The organism is Frigoribacterium sp. Leaf44 (genome assembly GCF_001421865.1).
Taxonomy (GTDB): Bacteria; Actinomycetota; Actinomycetes; order Actinomycetales; family Microbacteriaceae; genus Frigoribacterium.
This window is the reverse complement of sequence record NZ_LMLG01000004.1, coordinates 74,854-98,165: the sequence shown is the minus strand read 5'-3', so window position 1 is coordinate 98,165 and position 23,312 is coordinate 74,854. Positions and strand designations below refer to the sequence as shown.

The 23,312-nt window shown below is 72.0% G+C and carries 25 protein-coding genes and 1 tRNA gene; 9 read left to right on the top strand and 17 right to left on the bottom strand.

The annotated features are described in order from the left end of the window. Positions 1-588, bottom strand: a 588-nt coding sequence (locus tag ASE87_RS16655; protein ID WP_235472228.1) for a general stress protein, incomplete at its 3' end; no start/stop codon positions are given. 138 nt (positions 589-726) lie between these two features. Between ASE87_RS16655 and ASE87_RS06710 the strand changes: the two genes are divergently transcribed. After that, a complete protein-coding gene (locus ASE87_RS06710; RefSeq protein ID WP_056227023.1) occupies positions 727-1,464 on the top strand; it encodes an HAD family hydrolase in 738 nt (245 codons plus the stop codon). 80 nt (positions 1,465-1,544) lie between these two features. Here ASE87_RS06710 and ASE87_RS06705 read toward each other — a convergent pair whose 3' ends face one another. After that, on the bottom strand, positions 1,545-2,945 hold the full coding sequence (locus ASE87_RS06705) for an NtaA/DmoA family FMN-dependent monooxygenase (protein ID WP_052505346.1): 1,401 nt from the start codon (positions 2,943-2,945) through the stop codon (positions 1,545-1,547). Between the two features lie 98 nt (positions 2,946-3,043). Then, positions 3,044-3,643, bottom strand: coding sequence for a TetR/AcrR family transcriptional regulator (locus tag ASE87_RS06700; RefSeq protein ID WP_056227021.1), 600 nt, complete (start codon positions 3,641-3,643; stop codon positions 3,044-3,046). A gap of 119 nt (positions 3,644-3,762) precedes the next feature. Here ASE87_RS06700 and ASE87_RS06695 point away from each other — a divergent pair, with 119 nt between their 5' ends. From ASE87_RS06695 to ASE87_RS06665, 7 genes are read left to right on the top strand one after another with little or no spacing between them, the layout of a single operon-like run. After that, positions 3,763-4,893, top strand: a complete 1,131-nt coding sequence (locus ASE87_RS06695; protein WP_056227020.1) for an ABC transporter substrate-binding protein — start codon at positions 3,763-3,765, stop codon at positions 4,891-4,893. Further along, entirely contained in the window at positions 4,890-5,738 is an 849-nt protein-coding gene (locus tag ASE87_RS06690) for an ABC transporter ATP-binding protein (protein WP_056227018.1), read from the top strand. Before ASE87_RS06695 ends, ASE87_RS06690 begins: the two co-directional genes overlap by 4 nt. After that, complete coding sequence (locus tag ASE87_RS06685; RefSeq protein WP_056227016.1) at positions 5,731-6,645, top strand: ABC transporter permease; 915 nt, start codon at positions 5,731-5,733, stop codon at positions 6,643-6,645. Before ASE87_RS06690 ends, ASE87_RS06685 begins: the two co-directional genes overlap by 8 nt. After that, complete coding sequence (locus ASE87_RS06680) at positions 6,645-7,541, top strand: ABC transporter permease (protein WP_056227014.1); 897 nt, start codon at positions 6,645-6,647, stop codon at positions 7,539-7,541. The genes ASE87_RS06685 and ASE87_RS06680 overlap by 1 nt, the downstream gene beginning before the upstream one ends. Next, the gene (locus ASE87_RS06675) at positions 7,538-8,557 is read left to right on the top strand and encodes a nucleoside hydrolase (protein ID WP_162235867.1); all 1,020 of its coding nucleotides are present in this window, start codon (positions 7,538-7,540) and stop codon (positions 8,555-8,557) included. The genes ASE87_RS06680 and ASE87_RS06675 overlap by 4 nt, the downstream gene beginning before the upstream one ends. Further along, entirely contained in the window at positions 8,554-9,603 is a 1,050-nt protein-coding gene (add, locus tag ASE87_RS06670; RefSeq protein WP_200925450.1) for an adenosine deaminase, read from the top strand. Before ASE87_RS06675 ends, add begins: the two co-directional genes overlap by 4 nt. Then, positions 9,600-11,048 carry an 8-oxoguanine deaminase gene (locus ASE87_RS06665; RefSeq protein WP_235472227.1) on the top strand — a complete coding sequence of 483 codons (1,449 nt, stop codon included), beginning with the start codon at positions 9,600-9,602 and terminating at the stop codon, positions 11,046-11,048. The genes add and ASE87_RS06665 overlap by 4 nt, the downstream gene beginning before the upstream one ends. Before the next feature lie 220 nt (positions 11,049-11,268). Here ASE87_RS06665 and ASE87_RS06660 read toward each other — a convergent pair. The 10 genes from ASE87_RS06660 to rplU form a co-directional block, all read right to left on the bottom strand. Beyond that, positions 11,269-11,344 (bottom strand) — tRNA-Ala (locus ASE87_RS06660). Between the two features lie 200 nt (positions 11,345-11,544). Further along, positions 11,545-11,958 carry a ribosome silencing factor gene (gene rsfS, locus ASE87_RS06655; RefSeq protein ID WP_043597095.1) on the bottom strand — a complete coding sequence of 138 codons (414 nt, stop codon included), beginning with the start codon at positions 11,956-11,958 and terminating at the stop codon, positions 11,545-11,547. Between the two features lie 62 nt (positions 11,959-12,020). Further along, positions 12,021-13,247 (bottom strand): hypothetical protein, encoded by a 1,227-nt coding sequence (locus ASE87_RS06650; RefSeq protein ID WP_056227010.1) that lies wholly within the window; start codon positions 13,245-13,247, stop codon positions 12,021-12,023. Beyond that, entirely contained in the window at positions 13,244-13,870 is a 627-nt protein-coding gene (gene nadD, locus ASE87_RS06645) for a nicotinate-nucleotide adenylyltransferase (protein ID WP_082060195.1), read from the bottom strand. Before nadD ends, ASE87_RS06650 begins: the two co-directional genes overlap by 4 nt. A 17-nt stretch (positions 13,871-13,887) precedes the next feature. Then, positions 13,888-14,109: a hypothetical protein gene (locus ASE87_RS06640; RefSeq protein WP_043597092.1), complete on the bottom strand. Its 222-nt coding sequence runs from the start codon at positions 14,107-14,109 to the stop codon at positions 13,888-13,890. Positions 14,110-14,147: 38 nt separating this feature from the next. Next, on the bottom strand, positions 14,148-15,416 hold the full coding sequence (locus ASE87_RS06635) for a glutamate-5-semialdehyde dehydrogenase (protein WP_056227009.1): 1,269 nt from the start codon (positions 15,414-15,416) through the stop codon (positions 14,148-14,150). Positions 15,417-15,503: 87 nt separating this feature from the next. Then, positions 15,504-16,349, bottom strand: coding sequence for a glutamate 5-kinase (proB, locus tag ASE87_RS06630; RefSeq protein WP_082060194.1), 846 nt, complete (start codon positions 16,347-16,349; stop codon positions 15,504-15,506). Further along, positions 16,346-17,896: a GTPase ObgE gene (gene obgE / locus ASE87_RS06625; RefSeq protein WP_043597086.1), complete on the bottom strand. Its 1,551-nt coding sequence runs from the start codon at positions 17,894-17,896 to the stop codon at positions 16,346-16,348. The genes proB and obgE overlap by 4 nt, the downstream gene beginning before the upstream one ends. 143 nt (positions 17,897-18,039) lie before the next feature. After that, on the bottom strand, positions 18,040-18,306 hold the full coding sequence (gene rpmA / locus ASE87_RS06620; protein ID WP_043597083.1) for a 50S ribosomal protein L27: 267 nt from the start codon (positions 18,304-18,306) through the stop codon (positions 18,040-18,042). 18 nt (positions 18,307-18,324) lie between these two features. Further along, the gene (gene rplU / locus ASE87_RS06615; RefSeq protein WP_043597080.1) at positions 18,325-18,633 is read right to left on the bottom strand and encodes a 50S ribosomal protein L21; all 309 of its coding nucleotides are present in this window, start codon (positions 18,631-18,633) and stop codon (positions 18,325-18,327) included. A gap of 178 nt (positions 18,634-18,811) precedes the next feature. On the opposite strand from rplU, the gene ASE87_RS06610 reads away from it, so the two are divergent. Next, the gene (locus tag ASE87_RS06610; protein ID WP_369700714.1) at positions 18,812-19,087 is read left to right on the top strand and encodes a DUF4031 domain-containing protein; all 276 of its coding nucleotides are present in this window, start codon (positions 18,812-18,814) and stop codon (positions 19,085-19,087) included. 37 nt (positions 19,088-19,124) lie between these two features. Here ASE87_RS06610 and ASE87_RS06605 read toward each other — a convergent pair whose 3' ends face one another. From ASE87_RS06605 to ASE87_RS06590, 4 genes are all read right to left on the bottom strand, one after another. Further along, a complete protein-coding gene (locus ASE87_RS06605; protein ID WP_056227007.1) occupies positions 19,125-20,504 on the bottom strand; it encodes a hypothetical protein in 1,380 nt (459 codons plus the stop codon). A 61-nt stretch (positions 20,505-20,565) separates the two neighbouring features. Next, a complete protein-coding gene (locus ASE87_RS06600) occupies positions 20,566-21,456 on the bottom strand; it encodes a TIGR03943 family protein (RefSeq protein WP_082452440.1) in 891 nt (296 codons plus the stop codon). Then, positions 21,446-22,498: a permease gene (locus ASE87_RS06595; protein ID WP_056227003.1), complete on the bottom strand. Its 1,053-nt coding sequence runs from the start codon at positions 22,496-22,498 to the stop codon at positions 21,446-21,448. Before ASE87_RS06595 ends, ASE87_RS06600 begins: the two co-directional genes overlap by 11 nt. Continuing rightward, entirely contained in the window at positions 22,495-23,301 is an 807-nt protein-coding gene (locus ASE87_RS06590) for a hypothetical protein (protein ID WP_056227001.1), read from the bottom strand. The genes ASE87_RS06595 and ASE87_RS06590 overlap by 4 nt, the downstream gene beginning before the upstream one ends. Between the last annotated feature and the right edge of the window lie 11 nt (positions 23,302-23,312).

Here is a 23,312-nt window from a genome sequence, read left to right as displayed (position 1 = left end):
GCGACCGCGCAGCATCTTGTGGCCGACGAAGCCCCAGAGGGCACCCCACAGGGCGCCGAGGCCGACGGCCACGAGCAGCACGCCGATCCAGGCGGCGCTCGGGGCGAAGATGCCGAACAGCAGTCCGAGCAGCAGGCCGAACCAGGCACCGCCACCGGCGCCGCGTCCGGCGGCCTTGCCCGAGGTCAGGCGACCCGAGACGTTCTCGACGGTGCGGATGTCGTGCCCGACGATCGAGACGCTCTCGACGGGGAATCCTTCGTCGGACAACAGGTCGACGGCCGACTGCGCGTCCTCGTACTTGGTGAAAGAGGCCAGCACCTGGGGGTAGCCCGCGCCGGCGAAGGCGCCGATGCCACCGGGGCCGGGCGTGCCCGTCGTCGGGGTCGCCTGCGGGCCGGGCTGACCGTAGCCGGGCTGGCCGTACGGTGCACCCTGCTGACCGGGCATCTGCCCCGGTTGCTGCCCCTGGTCGGGCGAGGCCGGCTGACCGGCGGGCTGCTGCCCCGTGCCCTGCGGCGCGTACTCGCCGTACGCGGGGCGCGGGCGGTCGTCGGGGGTGGGCGTGGTGTCCTGCTCGTTGCTCATGCTCCCGTTCTATCGCGCCCGCGTCGACGCGGAGGGAATGCACAGTCGGCCCACAGCATTCCTTGGCGCGCTCCCAGTCGTGCCGTCCGCACCACCGTCCCTCCCCCGGTCCGGTGCGACGTGGGGCAGGATCGGGGGATGACCACCACCCACGTCCTCGTGCTCGACTTCGACGGGACGGTCTGCCTGGGCGACGGTCCCGTGCTGACCTACGCGCGCCTCCTCGACGAGGCCCTCGTGGCGACCGACGAACGACACCCGCCCCGGTTGGTCGAGGCCGTCCTGGCGCGGTTCGTGGGCAGCCCGCTCGACGACGAGCCGGCCGGGGTCGACGAGGCGATCGCGCACGCCGACGGCTCCCCCGACGGGTACGTCGTCGCCGAACGGGTCTCGCGAGCCCTGGGCGTCGACGACGCGGCCCGCTCGGCCGCCTACGCCGGGGCTCGCGCGGCCCTCGCCGACGGTCGCCTCGAGACCACGGCCCCCGAGGGGCTCGCCGAGCTGCTCGACGCGCTGTCCGACGCCGTGCACGTGGTGCTCGTCACGAACTCCCCCGAGCACGGCGTCGTCCAACCGCTCGAGCGGCTCGGACTAGCCGACCGGGTCGACGAGATCGTCACCGACGCGCGCAAGCCGTCCGGGCTGCCCGCCGTGCTCGACCGGCTCCGGGCCGCCGCAGGCCTCGAGGACCGGCCCGACCGTCTGCTCAGCGTGGGCGACATCTGGGCGAACGACCTCGAGCCGGCCGCGGCCCAGGGATCGCCGACCGCCCTGGTCGAGCGCTTCCCGGCCCCGGACGCCCGGCCGACGCACCGCGCGACGACGCTGCCCGAGCTGTACCCGGCGATCCGCGCCTGGGCGACCCGCACCTCCTGAGCCGCGGCGCGCCTCCCGAGCCGCGCCGCGCCTCCGGGGCACCACCCGGCAGGAGGCGCACCGCCGACGCGAGGACGACCTCAGACCGTCGCCGGCACCACCGCGAAGCGTGCACCGGGGTGGTCGGCCGAGAGGTGCGGCCCGGGACGGCCGAGCATCTGTTCGCGCAGCGTGCCCGTGGCCGGCTCGGCCGGCATGCGGCCGCGGCGACGCAGCTCGGGCACGACGAGGTCGGCGAAGTCGGCCAGGTCGGCCGTGCCGAAGATCGGCTCGAGCAGGAAGCCGTCGAGGTCGGTCTCGTCGACCAGGCGCTCGAGCTCGTCCGCGACCTCGACGGGGTCGCCGACCAGCTGGAGCCCGCGGGTGCCCTTGCCGCGCAGGTCGTCGAGGATCTCGCGCACGGTCGGGGCCGGCGAGCCGTCCTTCGGCAGGAAGCGGTCGATGTTGCTCTGACCCATCTGCCCGACGGGCCCGCCGTCGTCCTGCAGCTGGGTCAGGTCGCGTGACGGGTCGAGCGAGAGCAGGTCGATGCCGGTGTTGCCCGCGTAGAGGACGGCGACGACCTCGTCGGTCTGCAGGTCGTCGAACTCCTTCCGCAGGGCGACGGCCTCGTCGTGGGTCGGGGCGACCGTGACGGTCAGCCCGACCATGATCTTGACCGACTCGGGGTCACGGCCGAGGGCGGCCGCCTTGGCCCGGATGTCGGCGACGTTCGCCGCGGTCTTCGGCACCGTCGTGCCCTGCACGAAGACGCACTCGGCGTTGCGCGCGGCGTAGGCGCGGCCCCGGTCGGACGTGCCGGCCTGGAACAGCACGGGCGTCCGCTGCGGCGAGGGGGCGACCGTGAAGTAGCCCGACGATCGGAAGTGCTCGCCGGCGAACTCGACCCGGTGGATGCGGTCGCGATCGGCGAGGACGCCGGCCTCGGCGTCACCGCGGAAGGCGCCGTCCTCCCAGCAGCCCTCCCAGAGCGTCATGGCCAGGTCGACGTACTCGTCCGCCTGGTCGTAGCGGGCGTCGTGGCCGCGCATCTCGTCGTGGCCGAACAGCTCGGCGACCGTGTTCTGGGAGGCGCCCGTGACGATGTTCCAGCCGATGCGGCCGCCCGTCAGGTGGTCGAGCGTGGCGAAGCGGCGTGCCGACTGCACGGGGTGGTCGAGGCCGGTCGACGAGGTGACGACGAAGCCGAGGCGCTCGGTCTCACGGGCCAGGGTCGGGATGAGCAGGGCGGGGTCCATGCCGGGGAAGTTGATGCCCCCGCGGGCCGCGGTCTCGGGCAGGTCGCCGTCGATCGACGGGTAGCCGAACCCGTCGGCGAAGAACAGGAAGTCGAAGCCTGCCCGGTCGAGCAGCTTGGCCATGCCGATCCACAGGTCGAGCCCGTGGTAGCCGAGCGAGTCGCTGCGCGGGTGGGACCAGCTGAGGGTGCCGCCGACCTGGGGGCCGGCGACTTCGAACACACCGAGACGGATCTGCTTCATGCCGTCAGTGAACCGGATGGTTCACCCGGAGTCCAGCCCCGAAACAAGCTCTTAACACGAGCGACCCGTCAGCGGGCCGCCAGCCGATGGGCGGCCCGTCAGCGGGCGACGGCGGCGGCGCGGACGCGGGCGACGAGCGCCTCGGTCGCGTCGAGGGCCGCACGGTCGACGGCCGCACTCGACCCGGCGCTGAGCAACGTGGCCTGGAAGCCGCGCCAGAGCGCGACCGTCTCGTGCGCGAGCGACTCGGCCCGCGCCTCCTCGACGCCCTCGGCGCGGTACGCGGCCGCCACCTGACCCACCCACTCGGAGCCGATGTCGCCGAGCAGCGAGGCGTAGCGCTCGCGGTCGAAGCTCGCGAGGCCGAACACCTCGAAGAACAGCCGGTTGAACGGCTGGTTGACGGGGTCGGACACCGTCCGCCAGACGGCCAGGAGGCGCTGGTCGAGCGGCAGGTCCGGCCCGGCCAGGTGGTCCACGACCCCGACGATGCCCGGGAACCGTCGTTCGGCGCCGTGCAGCGCCGTCACGACCAGTTCTTCCCGGCTGCCGAAGTAGTACAGCAGCATGCGGTTGTTCGAGCCGACCGCCGTCGCGAGGCCCCGCAGGGTGAGCTGACCGACGCCGTGGTCGAGCACGTGGTCGACCACGCGCTCGAGCAGTTCGGCCCTCTTGTCGGACGACTCGCGGGTGGCCATGCCCCCGAAACTAACGTCCCGCGAGGTCGACGACGACGGCAACACGACCGAAACGACGATGAAACAGTCCGGGTCTAGCTTTTCGACACCTCACCCGAACGAACCTCAGGAGTTCCCCCATGAGCCCTCTCTCCGTTCCTCCCGCCTTCCGCGACTCGTCCCTCGACCGCCGCGGGTTCCTGCGCCTCGGTGGGTCGGCCGCCCTCGTCGTCGGCACGACCGCCCTGCTCGCCGCCTGCACCGACTCGTCGGCCGGGACGGGCGCGGCGACCGGCGGGGCCGCCTCGGGCGGGTCGTTCGGCACCATCGCCGTCCAGCTCTCGTGGATCAAGAACATCGAGTTCGCGGGCGAGTACTTCGCCACGGAGAAGGGCTACTACACCGACGCCGGCTTCAGCGAGGTCACGCTGCTGGCCGGTGGCGGACAGACCGGAGCCGAGGAGGCGCTGCTCGCCGGACAGGCCAAGGTCGGGTTGTCGTCGGCCTCGCTCACCGGCCCGTCGGTGGCGCAGGGCGCGGCGCTCAAGATCATCGGCACGACGTTCCAGAAGAACCCGTTCTGCCTGCTCTCGCTCGAGGAGGGCGAGCCGATCCGCACCCTGGCCGACCTCAAGGGCAAGAAGATCGGCGTGCAGTCGGGCGGCAACCAGACGATCTTCGAGGGCTTCCTCAAGGCCAACGACATGACGCTCGACGACGTCGAGCTCGTCGCCACGCAGTACGACATCGCCCCGCTCGAGACGAACGCCTACGACGCGCACATGTCGTACATCACGAACGAGCCGATCCTGGCCGAGATGGACGGCTTCACCCCCGTCGTGCTGGGCTTCGCCGACAACGGACTACCGTTCGTCGCCGAGACCTTCACCGTCACGCAGGAGACCATCGACAACGAGCGCGACATGCTCAAGGCCTTCCTGGTCGCCGAGATCAAGGGGTGGACCGACGCGGTGAAGGACCCGGAACAGAGCGCGAAGTACGCCGCCGAGAAGTACGGCAAGGACCAGGACCTCGACGTCGAGGAGCAGACCGCCGAGGCCGAGGCGCAGAACACGCTGATCCTCACCGAGGACGTCAACGCCAACGGCCTGTTCACGATGACCGACGAGCTGGTCGCCGAGAACATCGCCTCGCTGAAGGCCATGGGCACCGACGTGTCGGCCGACGACCTCTTCGACCTCAGCATCATCAAAGAGGTCTACGAGGAGAACCCCGACCTCATCACGGCCTTCACCATCCCCACGGCATGACCATGACGGACGGCACCACGATCGCACCCACGACGGCGACGGGCGACCCCGCCGGTCGACCCGAGCTCGCCACCGGCATCAACATCCAGGGACTGACCAAGTCGTTCCAGCTCGGTCGGAAGAGCGTGCAGGCCCTGACGCAGATCGACCTGGGCACCAAGAAGGACTCGTTCCTCAGCCTGCTCGGGCCCTCGGGCTGCGGCAAGTCGACCATCCTGCGCATCCTGGCCGGGCTCGAGACGCCCACGTCGGGCAGCGTCGTCATCAACGGCAAGACCGCGGCCGAGGTGCAACGCGGCCACGAGACGGGCATCGCGTTCCAGGACTCGGCCCTGCTGCCCTGGCGCAGCGTCGAGAACAACATCCGGTTGCCGCTCGAGGTCGCCGGGCTCACTCCCCCGGCCGGCCTGATCGACGACCTGATCGACCTCGTCGGCCTGAAGGGCTTCGAGAAGGCCAAGCCGGCGCAGCTGTCGGGCGGCATGCGGCAGCGCGTCTCGATCGCCCGCTGCCTCGCCGTGCAGCCGACCATCATGCTGCTCGACGAGCCGTTCGGCGCGCTCGACGACATGACCCGGCAGCGCATGAACGTCGAGCTGCTGCGCATCTGGGGCGAGAAGCCCGCCACCACGCTGATGGTGACGCACGGCATCGCCGAGGCCGTGTTCCTGTCCGACGTCGTCGCCGTGATGAGCGCCCGGCCCGGCCGCATCGCCGAGGTGGTCGAGATCGACCTGCCCCGACCGCGCCTGCCCGAACTGACCCGCACCCCGGAGTTCCACGCGTACGTCGACCGCATCTCCGAGATCCTGTTCGGCTCGCACGGGACGGTGGCCGATGACTGACCTGCACACGTCGTCGCGCGAGACCGCCGAGCGCGAGGTCGAGGCGGAGCTCGGCCAGAGCGTGGCGCTCCCGGCCGAGACCGCCCGGGGGCCCGAGCGACGGTCGGTGCTCGGCTCGATGGCCGCCGCCCCTCCGTGGGTCGGCGCCCTCGTCGGCATCGTGCTGATCGTCGCGATCTGGCAGGTCGTGGCCGTCACGCTCTTCTCGGTGACCGGGTCGGTTCCCCCGCCCGGCCAGGTGCTCGTCCAGCTCGTCACGGACCTCAGCGACCTCGTCTACTGGCGCGCCATCGGCGCGACCGCCGGCAGCGCGGCCTGGGGCTTCCTCTGGGGCAACCTGATCGCGTTCGCACTGGCCTTCGCCGTGCTGCTCGTGCCGTGGTTCGAGGGCCTCTCGACCCAGCTCGCCGTGGTCTGCTCGTGCATCCCGCTGACCGCGATCGCGCCGATCGTCACGCTCATGTCGCCTGCCGGCGGCCGGACGACGTCGATCTTCCTGGCCGCGCTCAGCGTGATCTTCACCACCGTGATCGGCACGCTGCTCGGCCTGCGGGCCGCGAGCGAGACCCAGCTCGACGTGATCACGGCCTACGGCGGCTCGCGCTGGACGCAGCTGGTCAAGGTCCGTCTGATCGCCGCCCTGCCCAGCATCCTCGCGGCGCTCAAGCTGGCGGCGCCCGCGGCGTTCCTCGGCGCGGTGCTCGGCGAGTACTTCCTCATCGGGGTCGACCAGGGCCTCGGCATCCTGCTGCTCGCGGCTCAGGCCACGGCGGCGTCGGTCAAGCTCTGGGCCCTGGCCCTGATCTCGGGCGGCATCGCCGGGATCGCCTACTTCGTCATCGGGCGGATCAGCCGACTGGTCACGCCCTGGTCGGCGGGCGACAGCCGCGCCGGAGAGGGGTTCTGATGGCCACGACCCTGCCCACCGGCACCGGCACCCGCGTCACCGCCCCCGCGGTCTCGACCAGCGCCTCCTCGACGGCCCGGTTCGTCCTGCGGCGCATCGGCCGCACCGTGCTGACGATCGCGATCTCGGCGATCATCCTCGGCATCCTGTGGAACCTCGCCATCGTCGTGCTGCAGGCCAACGCGTTCATCGCGAAGACCCCGGCCGACGTGTTCCGCTGGTTCTTCGTCGACTCCGAGCTCAGCCGGACCACGGCGGCCGAGAACCGCGTGCACATCGCCGGCCTGCTCGGGGTGACCCTCTGGCACGCCGCGATCGGCTTCGTCTTCGGCGTCGGCGGTTCGCTGGTCGTGGCGATCGTCTTCACGCTGATCCGACCCGTCGAGTTCATGTTCATGCCGATCGCCATGCTGCTGCGCACCGTGCCCCTGCTGGCGATGGCCCCCGTCATCTACCTCGTGCTGGGCAACGGCATCGTCACCGCCGGCTTCATCGGCGGCGTGGTCGTGTTCTTCCCCCTGCTCGTCAACCTGACCCTCGGCTTCCGGTCGGTCAGCGCCCAGTCGGTCGACCTCATCCGGGTCTACGGCGGGAGCCGCTGGACGATCATGCGCAAGGTCGCGTTCCCCACGGCCCTGCCGTACTTCTTCGCCTCGATGCGCATCGCCGTGCCGGGAGCCATCACCGGCGCGATGCTCTACGAGTGGCTCTTCACCTACGAGGGCCTCGGCGCCGCCATCACGGCCGCCAAGTCGCAGTCGCAGTACGGCGAGATCTGGGCGATCGTCGTGCTGATCACGCTCGTCTCGATCGTGCTCTACACGATCACGACGTTCGTCGAGACGGCGGTGCTCGCGAAGTGGGGCCCCAACGCCGGCAAGGCGACCGCGTCGTGACCGGCCACGGCGTGACCGGCCCCGGTGTGACCCGCCGCGTGCTGGTCGACACCGACACGGGCATCGACGACGCCCTCGCCCTGCTCTGGCTCGCCGCGCAGCCCGACGTCGAGATCGTGGGCATCACGGCCGTCTACGGCAACTGCGTCGTCGACGACGCCCTGCGCAACGTCGGGCACGTGCTCGGGCTCGTCGGTCTCGACGACGTGCCCGTCGCCCGCGGTGCCGAGGGACCCGTGGACGCGGAGGCGCACATCGCCCACTACGTGCACGGTCACGACGGTCTCGGTGACGTCGTCGCCGAGCGGCCGCTCCCGCGCGTGCTGCTCGACACCCCGGCGGCGGAGCGGCTCGTCGAGGTCGCCCGGGCGTCCCCGGGCGAGATCGACCTGCTCACCCTGGGGCCGCTCACCAACGTGGCCCTGGCGCTGAGGGCCGAGCCGCGCCTCCTGACCCTGTTCCGGTCGGTGACGATCATGGGCGGCAGCGGACCCTTCCCGGCCCTCGGCCGCACGGACATGGTCGACGCGAACGTGCAGAACGACGGCGTGGCCGCCCGCGCGGTCTTCGCCGCCCCGGCGACCTCGCGCCTCATGGTGGGCGTGAACGCGACGTCGCAGGTGATCACCGACGAGTCGCACGTCGCGGCGCTCCGCGACTCGGGCACGCCGACCGGCACCTTCGCCGCCGACGTCCTGGCGACCTACCTCGACTTCTACCGGAACGCCTGGGGCCGCCGGGTCAGCCCCGTGCACGACGGACTCGCCGCCGCGCTGATGGTCCACCCCGAGTGGATCGCCGACAGCGTCACCGGCCCCGTCGGCATCACGAACGACGGCTTCGCGACCCGCGGCCGGGTGCTGCGCACGGCCGACGGCGCCGAGGTCGACTGGCACCCGGACGGCCCCGTGCCGACCGGCGACCCGTCGACCCCCACGACGGCGGTCACCGCCGTCCACACCGACCTCTTCCTCCCGTCGTTCGTCGACGCCCTGATCCACGGAGCCCGCTCGTGACCACCACCTCCCCCGCCGACGCCACCCGCGCCTCCTCGGTGACCTCCCCCTCGCCCGCCGACGCCGTGGCGCGCGACCTGCGCGCCCTGCCCAAGGGCCACCTGCACCTGCACATGGAGGCGGCGATCCGACCGGACTCGCTGGCCGACATGGCGGCGGCGTCGGGCGTCGTCGTGCCGATGCCGACCAGCTTCGGGGACTTCAGCGAGTTCAGCGCGACGTACCAGGGCATGCTCGTGGTCCTCGCCGAGAGCGCGAACCTCTTCCGCCTGATCGACGAGGCGATCGAGGACTGCGCCGACGAGGGCGTCGCCTACGTCGAGTTCGGGGCGAGCCCGCAGTTCTACGTCGCCACCTTCGGATCGCTCGACGCCTCGCTGCGGGCGATGCTCGCGGCCTGCGCCGAGAGCGGCGAGCGATGGGGCGTCGAGGTCGGCCTGATGATCACGGTCGACCGCACCGAGAGCGTCGAGGCCGCGAACGAGCTGGCCCACCTGGCCGCCGCGTACGCCGACCGCGGCGTCGTCTCGCTCGGCCTCGCCAACGAGGAGCGCGGCAACCCGGCGGCCCGCTACGAGGAGGCGTTCCGCATCGCCAAGCACGCGGGCCTGCTCTCGACGCCGCACGCCGGCGAGCTCGCCGGGCCGGACCAGATCGAGGAGGCGCTGGACGTCCTCGGCGCCGACCGCGTGCTGCACGGCGTGACGGCCGTGCGGAGCGAACCGCTGATGGCCCGACTGGCCGCCGAGGGCGTCTGCCTCGACGTGTGCCTCACCTCGAACGTGTTGCTCTCGGTGATCCCCACCATCGAGGACCACCCGCTGAAGCGCCTCGTCGAGGCCGGCGTGCGGTGCTCGATCAACGCCGACGACCCCATCCTGTTCGGGCCGGGTGTGCTCGCCGAGTACGAGCTGGCCCGCACGACCCTCGGTCTGTCCGACGAGCAGCTCGCCGCGTGCGCGCTGAGCTCGATCGAGTGCTCGGGCGCGTCGCCGGAACTGAAGGCCCGGGCCGTCGCCGAGATCGCGGCGTGGCTGGCGGCGTGACCGCACCCGCCTCCGCCTCGGTGGCGCCGGCCCGGCGGCTGGTCGTCGAGGGCGCACACGTCACGACGGTCGACGCCCACGACACCGAGCACGCCGGCGGGCACGTCGTCGTCGACGGATCGCGCATCGTCGCCGTCGGGCCCGGGCCCGCCCCCGCGTGGTGCACCGCCGGGCTGGCCGCACCCGGGTCGGTCCCCGGTCAGGCAGCGCCGGGTGCAGCGCCGATCCCGGTCGAGCAGGTCGACGGCCGGGGCCACCTGCTGACCCCCGGCCTGGTGAACACGCACCACCACCTCTACCAGTGGCTGACCCGCGGCATCGCGCAGGACTCGATCCTGTTCGACTGGCTCGTCGCGCTCTACCCGACCTGGGCGCGCATCGACGAGCCGCTCGTCGAGGCCGGGGCCGCCGCCGCGATCGCCGTGCTGGCCCGGTCGGGCTGCACGACCGTCGGCGACCACCACTACGTCTTCCCGGCCGGTGCCGGCGACCTCCTGGGCGGCATCGTCCGGGCCGCCGGAACGGTCGGCGTCCGCCTGCACGCCACGCGCGGCTCGATGGACCTCGGTCGGTCGCAGGGCGGCCTGCCCCCGGACTTCGCCGTCGAGACGACGGACGCCGCGCTGCGCGCCGGTCAGGAGGCGGTGGCCCGGTTCCACGATCCGTCCGGCGACGCGCGGGTCCAGATCGCGATCGCGCCCTGCTCGCCGTTCTCGGTGACGCCCGACCTGCTGCGCGAGGCCGCCGTCCTCGGACGGCAGCTCGGAGTCCGGCTGCACACCCACGGCTCCGAGACCGTCGAGGAGGACGCCTTCTGCCTCGAGCGCTTCGGCCGGACGCCGACCCAGTACCTGGAGGACCTCGGCTGGCTCGGCGACGACGTCTGGATGGCCCACTGCGTCCACCTCGACGACCACGCGATCGGACGGTTCGCCGCGACGGGGACCGGCGTGGCGCACTGCCCGTCGTCGAACGGTCGACTCGCCGCGGGCATCGCCCCGATCGCGTCGTTGCTGCGCGCGGGGGCACCCGTGGGGCTCGGGGTCGACGGTGCCGCGTCGAACGAGTCCGGCCAGCTCGGCACCGAGATCCGGCAGGCGGTGCTCTTCGGGCGCCTGCGCTCGGGCGCGGACGCGTTCTCGGTCCGGCAGGGACTGCGCCTGGCGACGATCGGCGGCGCCCGCGTGCTCGGGCGGGACGCCGACCTCGGCTCGATCGAGGTCGGCAAGCTCGCCGACCTCGCCCTCTGGCGCGTCGACGGGGTCGAGTTCGCGGGCATCGCCGACCCGGTGGCCGCCCTCGGGCTGGCCTCGATGCCTCCGCTGGCCCGCCTCTGGGTCGGGGGCGACGCGGTCGTGGCGGAGGGCGAGCTCGTCCACGCGGACCAGGGTCTGCTCGCCGAGGGCGCGGCCCGGGCGTCGGCGGACCTGCGCGCCCGCGTCTGACGCGACCCGCGCCTCCTGCGCCCATCGGCGTGGGTCCCGTGGCCGCCCGATCCACCCTGCCCGCATTACCCGCCACGAAGTAAACACTCCGCCACGACATCTCGTGGCGGAGTGTTTACGTCGTGGCGGCGTAGCGGCCGACGCCCTCGAACAGCTGCCCCGCAAACGACGAAGGCCCCTCTCGAGGAGGGGCTTTCGTGTGGTTCTCGCGAACCCGTTCTGGTGGATCTGAGGGGACTCGAACCCCTGACCCCCTGCATGCCATGCAGGTGCGCTACCAGCTGCGCCACAGACCCAGAACTGCTGCCCCTCGGAGGTTTTCACCCCGTCGGAAGCAACTCGTCTACATTACTACACTTTTCGGGGGCGCAAGTTCACCCCGACTCGGGCCCTCGTCGTGGGCCCCCGAGAAGACGCGACATGCCGCTCACCTCGGGGGTGAGCGGCATGTCGTGACGTCCCGCCGATGCGGCGAAACAGAGGAGGCGCGGGGCGGTCAGGCCTCGGCCGGCGCGTCGGCCGTGGCCTCGGCGGGTGAGGTGGCCGACTCGGCCAGCACGTCGAGCGGGATCGTCGGGCAGTCGCTCCACAGGCGCTCGAGCGCGTAGTACTGACGGTCCTCGTCGTGGAAGACGTGCGCGACGACGTCACCGAAGTCGAGCAGGACCCAACGGCCCTCGGCACGGCCCTCACGGCGGAGGGTCTTGACGCCGGCCTCGAGCATCTTGTCCTCGATCTCGCCGGCGATGGCGACCACGTTGCGTTCGCTGCGGCCGGTGGCCAGGAGGAACACGTCGGTCAGGGGCAGGGGGCCGGACACGTCGAGGGCGACGAGGTCGTCGGCCTGCTTGTCGTCGGCCGCGCGTGCGGCGATCTGCAGCAGCTCGATGGCACGAGGGGTGGCTGTCACGTGTTCCTTAGGGGGTAGGTGGTGATGCGGGCCGACCGGGGTCGGTTCGGGTGGGTCGGGCCTCAGCCCAGCACCCCGGTGGCGAAGCCACCGATGATCAAGCCGATGATACCGAGGCCCACGACGCCGCCCGAGATCCCGAGGATCAGCGGCAGGTGGTTGCCCTTGGGCTGCGACGCGGCCAGCACGACGGCGCGGGTGGACGTGTGCGTGCTGATGGCTCGGCTGGCACGGACGGGCTCGGCGTCGCTTGACGCCTGCTCGGCGTCGCCCTGCTCGAGGATGCGGTCCATGTCGGAGTTGTCGATCCGAGCCTGAGAGCCGGTCGACGCCAAGCTGCGGGGCAGGTCGATCGAGCCCGTGATGATGATCTCGCCGGTCGCGTTGAGCGCACCGGTCACGTCGGCGACCTGGGCGTCGGTGAGGATCAGCGCGTTCTGCTGACCCGTGCTGGTGCCGAGCTGACGGCCCGGGACGGACTGCGCGTCGGGCTCGTCGGACTGGGTCGACCAGTGACCGGACGGCACGACGGGCGACGCGTCGGACGGCTCGTCACGCTGCTCGGGCGATGAACCGGAACCCGACGGGCGCGACGCCGTCGACGCCGCGGAACGGGACGGGGCAGGAGGCGCGATCGGCGAGCCCTGCCCGCCGCGGCCCTGCTCGTCGGACAACGCGAACGGGAAAACCGTGGGCGTCGACGTCGGCGTGGGGGTCGAGGACACCGGAGGGACCGAGGAGGCCGCACCCGTGCGACGGGGCCCCGGGGCGTCGTCCGACGCGTCGTCGTCGTCCGACGCGTCGTCGTCGTCCGGTGCGGCGGACGGCACGGGGGCCGAGGCGGGGCGGACGGCTACCGGAGCCGGACCGGACCCGCCGGGCGCGGAGGCCGGACGGTCGTCGGCGGCGGGGGCGATCTCGTCGACGGTGTTGAGCGCGTCGGCCAACGGACGACGGGGTTCGGGGGCGGGGGCCTGCAGGGGCACGGGAGACGCGTCGCGGCTCTGGCTCGCGTCACGCAGCGCGCGCATCTGTCGGCGGGTCAGACCGGTGCCGGGGTCGACGACGGAGCCCGGTGCGGGGGGCGGGACGTCGCGCAGCGCGGCCGACGACGGCACCGGCATCGGCACGTCACCCGTCGAGCCCGCCGCAGGGCGCGGGGCGGGCGTCGAGATCGAGGCGGGCACCACGGGCACGGCGCCGGTGATGGCCTGACCGGCCTCGCGGGCTCGCTCGAGGTCGCGGATCTGTCGCCGGGTGAGGGGCGGCTGACCGTCGGACGTGCTCATGAAACGCTCCGATACAGATGGTGCTTGGAGATGTACTGGACGACGCCGTCGGGGACCAAGTACCACACCGGAAAGTCTCGACCCACCCGGGCGCGGCAATCGGTCGACGAGATGGCCAGTGCGGGGACTTCGAGCAAGCTTACGTCGCTCTCGGGCAAACCGCTAACGCTGAGGTCGTGCCCCGGCCGGGACACGGCGACGAAGTGGGCGAGGTCCCAGAGCTCTTGGACGTCTTTCCAGTCGAGGATCTGGGCGACGGCGTCGGCGCCGGTGATGAAGAAGAGCTCGGCCGTCGGACGCAGGCGACGGATGTCGCGCAGGGTGTCGATCGTGTAGGTCGGCCCCTCGCGGTCGACGTCGACGCGGCTGACCGTGAAGGTCGGGTTCGACGCCGTGGCGATGACCGTCATGAGGTAGCGGTGCTCCGCCTCGCTGACCTCGGGCTTCATCCACGGTTGACCGGTCGGCACGAAGACGACCTCGTCGAGGTGGAACGACTGCGCGACCTCGCTGGCCGCGACCAGGTGCCCGTGGTGGATCGGGTCGAACGTGCCGCCCATGATGCCGACGCGGGGTCGCCTGACGCCCTCGCCGTCGGGCACGGTGGCGCCCGCCACGACCATCTCGCCGGCCTCGGCGGTCAGTGCTTCTCGGGGTGACCGAACTCGTCGATCGGACCGTCGTGGTGGTCGAGCTTGTTCGCCTTGCGCAGCGACCGGTTGGCGACGTCGCGGTAGCTGAAGACCACGTAGCCGAGGACGAGGAACGCGATGGCGAAGACGCCGGCGATGACCGGGGCCGGGGCGATCAGCGGTGCGAGTTCTTCGTGGGCTTCGGCGAGCAGCAGCGAGGCGTCGAGCATGGGTTCTCCCGTTCAGGCGGTGACGATCGTCGGTCAGTCTACCCGCGCACCTGGCCCTGGCCCCGCACGACCCATTTGGTGCTCGTGAGTTCGGCGAGGCCCATCGGTCCGCGGGCGTGGAGCTTCTGGGTCGAGATGCCGACCTCGGCCCCGAAGCCGAACTCGCCGCCGTCGGTGAAGCGGGTCGAGGCGTTGACCATGACGACGGCGCTGTCGACCTCGGCGAGGAACCGCTCGGCGGTCGCCAGGTCGTTGGTCACGATCGACTCGGTGTGGTGGGTCGACCACCGGGCGATGTGGGCCATGGCCTCGTCGACGTCGGCGACGACCCGGACCGCGAGGTCGAGCCCCATGTACTCGGTCGCCCAGTCGTCGTCGGTCGCCGGAACCCCGTCGGGGAAGACCTCGAGCGTCCGCTCGTCGCCGTGGATCGTCACCCCGGAGGCGCGCAGGGCACCCAGCACCGGGGGCAGCAGGCGATCCGCCGCCTCGCGGTGGACGAGCAGCGTCTCGAGCGCGTTGCACACGCTCGGGCGCTGGACCTTGGCGTTCTGCACGATGTCGACGGCCCAGCCCTCGTCGGCGCTGGCGTCGAGGAAGACGTGCACGACCCCGGCACCGGTCTCGATGACCGGCACCGTCGACTCACGGACGACGGTGTCGATCAGCTCGGCGCTGCCCCGAGGGATCAGCACGTCGACCAGCCCCCGGGCCCGCATCAGCTCACCGGCCCCGTCGCGGCCGAACTCGTCGATGGTGACGACGGCGTCGGCGGGCAGCCCCACCTCGGCCAGCGCCTCGCGCATGACCTCGACCAGCACACGGTTGGACTGCTGCGCCGCGCTGCCGCCGCGCAGGACGGCCGCGTTGCCGCTCTTCAGGGCGAGTGCCGCGATGTCGACCGTCACGTTGGGCCGGGCCTCGTAGATCGCGCCCACCACACCGAACGGCACGCGGACCTGGTCGAGCCGCAGCCCGTTCGGCAGCACCTTGCCCCGCACCGACTCGCCGACCGGGTCGACGAGCGAGGCCACGAGCTCGGTGGCCGACGCGAGCCCGGCCAGCCGACCGGAGTCCAGCCGCAGGCGGTCCTGGAGTGACGCACCGACGCCGTTCTCACGCGCGTTCGCCAGGTCGAGCTCGTTGGCCGCGACGATGCGGTCGACGTTCGCGACCAGCGCGGCGGCGACGGCCCGCAGCCCCGCGTCCTTGCGGTCGGCCGTCGCGGTGGCGAGCACGCGCGCGGCGGCCTTTGCAGCGGTCAGCTTGTCGGTGAGCGACGGGGCCGGGGCATCGATGAGCGACATGCACGAAGCCTATGCGCCGCTCCCCCGTCCCGCGAGGCCGTCGACGGTCGCCTCCGGTCGCCCGGACGACACCCCGGGAGGCGCGGGTCAGGCCGGTCGCCCGCCCGCGGAACCGGCGTCCCCCGTCGCAGGTCCCGACCCCGCGCCTCCCGCCGCCTCGAAGAAGGTGCCGACCTGTTCGCCCGCGAGTGCCCGGGCGACGTTGCCGGTGCTCGTCACGAGGACGGGCGTGCCGGCCTCGGCCGCGAACCGGGCGGCCGCGACCTTCGTGCCCGCGCCTCCCGTCCCGACGCCGGCCGCGCCGGCCTCGCCGAAGGTGACCCCGGCGAGCTCGTCCCCGAAGGGCACGTCGACGATCGCGACGGCACCGGGTTCGTGCGGCGGTCGGGTGTACAGGGCGTCGACGTCGCTGAGCAGGACGAGCGCGTCGGCACCGATCAACTGCGACACCAGCGCCGCGAGCCGGTCGTTGTCGCCGAAGCGGATCTCGTGCGTCGCGACGGTGTCGTTCTCGTTGACGATCGGCAGGATGCGCAGCTCGAGCAGGCGCTCCATGGCGCGCTGGGCGTTGCTGCGGTGGGTAGGGTTCTGCATGTCGCCGGCGGTCAGCAGCACCTGACCGGCCACGATGCCGTAGCGGCGCAGACTCTGCTGGTACCGGTAGATGAGGACGTTCTGCCCGACCGCGGCGGCCGCCTGCTGGGTGGCGAGGTCGGTCGGACGGGAGTCGACCCGCAGGTGCGGCAGGCCCGTGGCGATGGCCCCGGACGAGACGAGCACGACCTGGGCGCCCCGACCGTACGTCGCGGCGAGGGCGTCGACCAGCGGCTCGATCTGGCCCGCGTTGTCACCGCTGATCGACGACGAGCCGACCTTGACCACGATGCGGCGGGCCGTGCCGAGGCCGGCGCGGTCGACGACGCCCCCGGTCACGCCCGCTCGTCGCCTTCGACGTCGTCGCCCTCTTTGACCAGGAACCCCTCGTCGTCGGTCCACAGGCCGGCGGCGCGTTCGCGCTGCAGCTCGGCGCGGGCCTCGGCCTTGGCGTCCATGCGCTCGAAGTACTCTTCGCGACGCTGGTTGCGGGTCGGACGGTCGTTCTGGATCAGGCGCGGGTCGGTGCCACGGGCGCTCGTCATCAGCTCGGCCGTCGAGGTGAGGGTGGGCTCCCAGTCGAAGACGATGCCGCCCTCGGGGCCGATGACGACCGTCGAACCGGCCTGCGCACCGGCCTTGAACAGGGCGTCCTCGACGCCGATGGCGTTGAGCCGGTCGGCGAGGTAGCCCACGGCCTCTTCGTTGTTGAAGTCGGTCTGCACGACCCAGCGCTCGGGCTTCTGGCCCAGGATGCGGTACACGTTGCCGTAGGTTCCGCCCTCGACCCTGATGACGAAGGGCTTCTCGTTGACGGCGCGGGGGCGCATGACGATGCGAGGAGGCGCGGGGCGGGCCGCGATCTCGGCTCGGCTGGCCTCGACGACGTCGGCCAGGGCGAAGGACAGGTTGCGCAGGCCCTCGTGGCTCACGGCGGAGATCTCGAAGACGCGGTAGCCGCGGGCCTCGAGCTCGGGCGTGACGAAGTCGGCCAGCTCGCGACCGTCGGGCACGTCGACCTTGTTCAGCGCGATCAGTTGCGGGCGGTCGAGCAGCGGCTTCTGGCCGTCGGGGACGGGGTAGGCCTCGAGTTCGCGCAGGATGACGTCGAGGTCGGTCAGCGGGTCGCGGCCGGGGTCGAGGGTCGCGCAGTCGAGGACGTGCAGCAGCGCCGAGCAGCGCTCGACGTGGCGCAGGAACTCGAGCCCGAGTCCCTTGCCCTCGCTGGCACCCTCGATCAACCCGGGGACGTCGGCGACCGTGTAGCGCGTGTCGCCCGACTCGACGACGCCGAGGTTGGGGTGCAGCGTCGTGAAGGGGTAGTCGGCGATCTTCGGCTTCGCGGCCGAGAGGGCCGCGACGAGGCTCGACTTGCCGGCCGACGGGTAGCCCACCAGGGCGATGTCGGCGACGACCTTGAGTTCGAGCAGCACGTCCCCGGCCCAGCCGGGGGTGCCGAGCAGGGCGAAGCCGGGGGCCTTGCGCTTGGTGGACGAGAGGGCCGCGTTGCCCAGGCCGCCGATGCCGCCCTCGGCGGCGACGTAGCGCATTCCGGGCTCGACCATGTCGATCAACTCGGTGCCGTCGGCGGACTTGACGACCGTGCCCACGGGGACGACGAGTTCGAGGGTCTCGCCGTTGGTGCCGGCACGGTGGTCTCCCATGCCGAAGCCGCCGTTGTCGCTGGACCGGTGCGGAGCACGGTGGAACCCGAGCAGCGTCGTGACGCCGGTGTCGCTGACGATCACGACGTCACCGCCGTGACCGCCGTTGCCGCCGTCGGGGCCGGCCAGCGGCTTGAACTTCTCGCGCTTGACGGACACGCAGCCGTTGCCGCCGTTGCCGGCGCGGAGGTGGAGGGTCACTTGGTCGACGAATGTGGCCATGAGGTGCTTGATCTCTTTGTCTGTGCGTGCCGGTGCGAGCTGCCCGGGTCAAACACGTCTGGGGCGAGCAGGATGCTCGCCCCAGACGGTGCGACCCGCGAGGGCCGCCGATGCGGGTCGTGTGCCGACGCCGCGTGGTCGTGCTAGACCGTCGTCGTCGCGGAGGCGACGATGTTGACGACCTTGCGGCCGCCCTTGGCGCCGAACTCGACCGAACCGGGGGCGAGGGCGAAGAGGGTGTCGTCGCCGCCACGGCCGACGTTGACGCCGGGGTGGAAGTGGGTGCCGCGCTGGCGGACGATGATCTCGCCGGCGAGCACGACCTGGCCGCCGAAGCGCTTCACGCCGAGGCGCTGTGCGTTCGAGTCACGACCGTTGCGGGTGGACGATGCGCCCTTTTTGTGTGCCATGTGTTCTCAGCCCCTGGTTCAGTTGATCGAGGTGATCTTGACGCGGGTCAGGTCGGCACGGAAGCCCATGCGACGCTTGTAACCGGTCTTGTTCTTGTAGTTCTGGATGACGATCTTCGGGCCGCGCAGGTCGTTCAGCACCTCGGCGGTGACGGTGATCTTCGCCAGCTCGTCGGCGGCCGAGATGACCGTGTCACCGTCGACGTGCAGCACGGCGGGAAGGGTGATGGCGTCGCCTTCGGCGGCCTTGAGACGGTCGAGGGTGACGATCGTGCCGACCTCGACCTTCTCCTGCCGACCACCGGCGCGCACGACTGCGTAGACCATGTCTGTTCCTTAAGATTTGTGGGGTGTCAGGCACGACGCGACCTCGAGCCTGCGCGCACCAACCGCCCATCGTACAGGGGGCCGCGGGGGCCGTCAACGCGTCCGCCGGCCGGCCCTGCGCCTCCTCCGTTCGGGGGCTCGTGCGCCCGGGGGCGGGCCGACGACTACCATCCAGGGCGTGATCCTGATCGACGAGGCCGTGTGGCCGGCCCACGACACCCTGTGGGCACACCTGGTGAGCGACGACTCCTACGACGAGTTGCACGCCTTCGCCGCCCGTCACGGCATCCCCCGCCGAGGGTTCGACCACGACCACTACGACGTGCCCGAGTCACGACGGGCCGAATTGATCGCCGGGGGCGCCGTCGCCGTGACGGGCCTCGACCTGGCCCGACGTCTCGAGCGCAGCGGACTCCGGGTGTCCCAGCGGATCAAACGCGGCCTGACGGCCTGAGCCACCCGTCCACCCGGGCGCTTCCGCCCCGGCGCGGTCACCAGGTCGTGTCGAAGCCCTCGTAGCTGGCCACGACGGCGCCCGAGGCGATGTCGACGATCGTGGTGGTGACCCCGTCGGCCACGGGGTCGATCGTGTACGAGTAATCCGTCGGCGTCGTCGCGTCCCCGACCGACTGGACCGCGAGGTACTGCCCGTTCGGGGAGACGTCGAAGCCCTCGACCACTCCGGATGCGCTCGGGGGCTGCCAGAGCGTCCGCGACGTGGTGCCGTCGTCGGCGACGACGAGCGTGCGGTACGTCAGTCCGTCGTCGGAGGGCACCGACACCTGCTGCACGACGTGGTCGGAGTCGAGGGCCACGAGGGGCCCGGCGAACGGGAGGACCCCGTCGACCGGGGCGGGCGCCCGGGGGCGCTCGTCCCCCGTGGCGAGGTCGACGACCATGGACGCGATCGCCGACGCGGCGATCAGGGTCGTGCCGTCGAGCGAGACGCCCTGCAACAGCGAGTACGTGCCGACCGGCCGGACCGGGTCGACTCCCGACAGGTCGATCACGCTCACCGAGTCGTCGACGGCCTGGACGACGACGACGTCCTCACCCGGCACGAAGGCCCAGTCGGTCGGTTCGACGGGCTGCCCGGACAGGCCGAGGACCGGGGACACCGCCCGCTGCCCCTGCAACGGCAGCGTGTAGAGCGTCTCGACGTCCGAGTCCGTGGGACGGAACGAGAACGCCAGCGTCGTGGTGGCTCGATCGGCGGCGAAGCGCGTGATCAGGCCCGGCCGGTCGGGCACGGGCAGGGTCTCGACGGCGGCCCCGTCGAGCGACACGAGGCTGAGGCTGCTCTGCGCCCCGTCGTCCGTGACGACCGCGATCGCCGAGTCGAACACCTCGTAGGCCTGGATGCGCGGCGCCGACCAGACGGTCGTGCGGTCCGAGCCCCGCAGCCCGGCTCGTTCGATGCGGTCGTCGGCCCCGCCCGTGCCTCGCACGAGCCGGTACAGCGTCGCCGGGGGCGTGCTGAACCGCGCCTCCAGGGTCGAGGTCTGTCGTTGGTAGACGCTCGAGACGCCGCCGATGCGGACGTGGTAGTCGGTGTCGTAGGCGAGCCGGCCGGTGAAGGTCACCGCGACCACGTCGCCCGAGGTCTGCACCGTGAACGCGGCCGCGGGCGTCACGACCACCTGCGACGCGTCGACGTGGGCGAGCGCCTGGTTGGCGAACACCCGCAGTTGTTGGCCGGGGCGCTCGACCACGGCCGTCGTGTCGACCTGCGTCTCGCCCGCCTTCGGGCCCTGGAAGTAGGTCAGCCCGACGAAGGCGGCGCAGAGCACCGCGAGGACGGTGACGACGGCGATCCATCGCGTGCGCCACCGGGCGCCGGCCTCACGGGCGTCCTCCTCGGTGAGGAACACGGGGTCGGAGGCGAACGGGTCGGGCGTGGCCCCTCCTGTCGTGCCCCGGCCCCGCCCGCCCTCAGTAGAGGTACGGGTCACTGGGCTGTCCCACGGTCGTGACGTCGTCGGGCACGAGGGCGACGGGGTCCTGGCTCGAGCTGCTGCGGTTGGTGTCGAAGCCACCCGTGACCTCGACCCAGTCGTCTGCGGCGACCTGGTCCTGCCACCCCGGCAGGTAGACCGGGACGCCGACGGGCTGGGCGTCGACCGCGCAGCACGTGATGACGAAACGCGAGACGTAGAACACGTCGTCGGGATCGGTGTCGGACGGCGTGACGAAGCCGACCACGTCCGCGGTCTTGCCCTCGTAGAAGGCGAGGTCGGTCGTCTGCCTCAACAGGCCGGCCCAGTCGAGGACGCTGAACGACCGGTAGGCATCCGAGGAGGCGCCGGTCGCGTCGGCCACGGTCGTACGGTCGAGCGCCGCGGTCGACGAGTTCACGTCGCGCTGGCCGGCCGTGGCGCTGGTCAGGGTGGCCGGGGGCAGGGCGACGACGGCGATCGCGACGGCGGCGGTGACGGCCACGCCCACCGAGAAGGCGAGGCGGCGGGCTCCCGTGGCGACCGGTCGGCGGCGGCGCGGACGGAGCCCGTCCTCGACCGCGGGCACCTCGGCCGCGTCGAGACGTCCGTCGTGGTCCTGGTCGTGGTCATGGCCGGCGTCGTGGTCGTGGCCGTCGTGGGCGTCGTCACCCCGGACGGGCGAGAACGCCAGAGTGGCCAGCGACAACGTCATGCCGATGACGATCATCACCACCGTGAAGACGTCGTACCGGGGGTGGATGTACAGCACGAGCTGACCGGTCGCGGCGAGCCAGAGGGTGGCGACGCCGACGACGAGCGTCAGCAGCACCCCCTGCCAGCGGTCGAGCAGTCGGCGCCAGGGGCGAGGAGCAGGGCTAGGCGACATAGTTGACCACCAGTCCGATCGCGGCACTGGTCAGGGCCACCACGAGGGTGACCTGCCCGAGCACCTTGGGTGTGTAGGTCGTCCGCAGCAGGGCCAGCATCTTGACGTCGATGATGGGGCCGAAGACGAGGAAGGCGGCGATGCCGCCGGGCATGAACGTCGAGGCGAACGGCAGCACGAAGAACGCGTCGACGTTCGAACAGATCGAGATGACGAAGGCCAGCACCATCATCGCCAGCACCGACCAGACCGGGTTGCTGCCGAGCGTGACGAGCACCGACCGCGGAACGATCGTCTGGATCGCGCCCGCGATGGCCGCGCCGATGAAGAGCGCGGGCATCATGGTCGACATCTCGCGGCGGAACAGGTCGACGCTCTTCGCCGTGCGACCCCGCCCGTGCGCATGGCCGTCGTCGACCCGGCACTCGGCCGCGAACGAGGAGGTCAGCAGGCTCTGCTGGTTCGGGTGCTTGCTGAACAGCCAGCCGATCAGGTTCGCGATGACGAACCCGCCGATCAACCGGGCCACGAGGATGCCGTTGTCCCACCCGAACGCCTGGTGCGTGGTGATGATGGTGATCGGGTTGAGGATCGGTGCCGCGAGCAGGAAGGTCATCGACTCGGACACCGTGAAGCCCTTGAGCACGAGCCCCCGCGCCAGGGGCACGTTGCCGCACTCGCAGACGGGCAGGAACATGCCGAGGAACGAGATGACCGCGCGACGGGGCAGCCCTCGCTTCGGCAGCCACGACGAGAAGAACGCCTGCGGCAGCCACTCCTGCACGATGATCGACAGGACGATGCCGAGCAGGACGAACGGCATCGACTCGACGATGACGCTGATGGTCAGCGTGACGAAGTCCTGCAGCGCGTTCGGCAGCAGGCCCGGGCCGAGGAGGGGCGAGGCGAGGCGGACCGCCACGAGCACGGCGAGCACGAGCCCACCGGCCACGAGCAGCGGGACGCGGGACGGCGCCCGGCGCGCACGACGTCCGACGCCGTGCCCGGCGTGCTCGGTGCGCTCCCGGACGGGAGCGCTCACCGGTCGTCCCCGCTCGGCTCGGCGGGGGGCGCGAAGCGCGACCAGTCGTCCGGCGCGGGGGTCGGGTGCGCCGGTACGACGGGACGCTCGGGCGGGGCGACGGGGGCTGAGGGCCCCGCGGCGGCGACCGTCGGGACGCGGGTGAACCGGTCGTCCGAGACGGCAGGAGGCGCGGTGCGGTCGTCCACGTCGGCCGCGTCGGCCTCCGCCTCGGCCTCGGCGTCCCGGGGCCCGGGCTCGACCGCCCAGACCTCGTCACCGTCGCCGCCGCCCAGCCAGAGTCGGGCGAGCACGGCACCGGCGACGAGCAGGGCCGTGTCGACGATGCCGGCCGACAGCGGGATGGTCGTCAGGTAGAGGGCGAGGTTCACCCAGGTGCCGCCGTCGATCGAGAGGACGATGCCCGGGACGATGCCGACGACCGCCAGCGCGATCGTCCCGACGCCGCCCGCGACGACCGCGTGGCGGACCACCGTCCGAAGGTCGGACCGGGGCGTCAGCGGCTTCGTCGCGGCGAGCACGGCGAACGAGGCGACGTAGAACGGGAACGGGTAGAGCACGAAGCTGCCGAGGAACTGTCCGACCGGCGTCGCGACGAACCCGCTGGGGAACGCCGTCACCGAGAAGCCGACCGCCGACCCGACGAGTGCGACGAGCCCGAGGGCGAAACGGGCCACCAGGACGACGGCGAGGGCCGTGCCCGCCATGAGCAGGCGCTCGCGCCCCTCGGGCCCCGAGGCCGCGACGGACGCAGCCGGGAACCTCGACCTGACGGTCGGGGTTCCGGGCTGGGTCAGAGGCACGAGGTCACCCT

What these genes read in the sequence shown, in the direction of transcription:
- ASE87_RS06710 (WP_056227023.1), top strand. Translation starts at nt 727, where the DNA reads ATGACCACCACCCACGTCCTCGTGCTCGACTTCGACGGGACGGTCTGC.
- ASE87_RS06705 (WP_052505346.1), bottom strand. Translation starts at nt 2,945, where the DNA reads ATGAAGCAGATCCGTCTCGGTGTGTTCGAAGTCGCCGGCCCCCAGGTC.
- ASE87_RS06700 (WP_056227021.1), bottom strand. Translation starts at nt 3,643, where the DNA reads ATGGCCACCCGCGAGTCGTCCGACAAGAGGGCCGAACTGCTCGAGCGC.
- ASE87_RS06695 (WP_056227020.1), top strand. Translation starts at nt 3,763, where the DNA reads ATGAGCCCTCTCTCCGTTCCTCCCGCCTTCCGCGACTCGTCCCTCGAC.
- ASE87_RS06690 (WP_056227018.1), top strand. Translation starts at nt 4,890, where the DNA reads ATGACCATGACGGACGGCACCACGATCGCACCCACGACGGCGACGGGC.
- ASE87_RS06685 (WP_056227016.1), top strand. Translation starts at nt 5,731, where the DNA reads ATGACTGACCTGCACACGTCGTCGCGCGAGACCGCCGAGCGCGAGGTC.
- ASE87_RS06680 (WP_056227014.1), top strand. Translation starts at nt 6,645, where the DNA reads ATGGCCACGACCCTGCCCACCGGCACCGGCACCCGCGTCACCGCCCCC.
- ASE87_RS06650 (WP_056227010.1), bottom strand. Translation starts at nt 13,247, where the DNA reads ATGAGCACGTCCGACGGTCAGCCGCCCCTCACCCGGCGACAGATCCGC.
- nadD (WP_082060195.1), bottom strand. Translation starts at nt 13,870, where the DNA reads ATGGTCGTGGCGGGCGCCACCGTGCCCGACGGCGAGGGCGTCAGGCGA.
- ASE87_RS06640 (WP_043597092.1), bottom strand. Translation starts at nt 14,109, where the DNA reads ATGCTCGACGCCTCGCTGCTGCTCGCCGAAGCCCACGAAGAACTCGCA.
- ASE87_RS06635 (WP_056227009.1), bottom strand. Translation starts at nt 15,416, where the DNA reads ATGTCGCTCATCGATGCCCCGGCCCCGTCGCTCACCGACAAGCTGACC.
- obgE (WP_043597086.1), bottom strand. Translation starts at nt 17,896, where the DNA reads ATGGCCACATTCGTCGACCAAGTGACCCTCCACCTCCGCGCCGGCAAC.
- rpmA (WP_043597083.1), bottom strand. Translation starts at nt 18,306, where the DNA reads ATGGCACACAAAAAGGGCGCATCGTCCACCCGCAACGGTCGTGACTCG.
- rplU (WP_043597080.1), bottom strand. Translation starts at nt 18,633, where the DNA reads ATGGTCTACGCAGTCGTGCGCGCCGGTGGTCGGCAGGAGAAGGTCGAG.
- ASE87_RS06600 (WP_082452440.1), bottom strand. Translation starts at nt 21,456, where the DNA reads ATGTCGCCTAGCCCTGCTCCTCGCCCCTGGCGCCGACTGCTCGACCGC.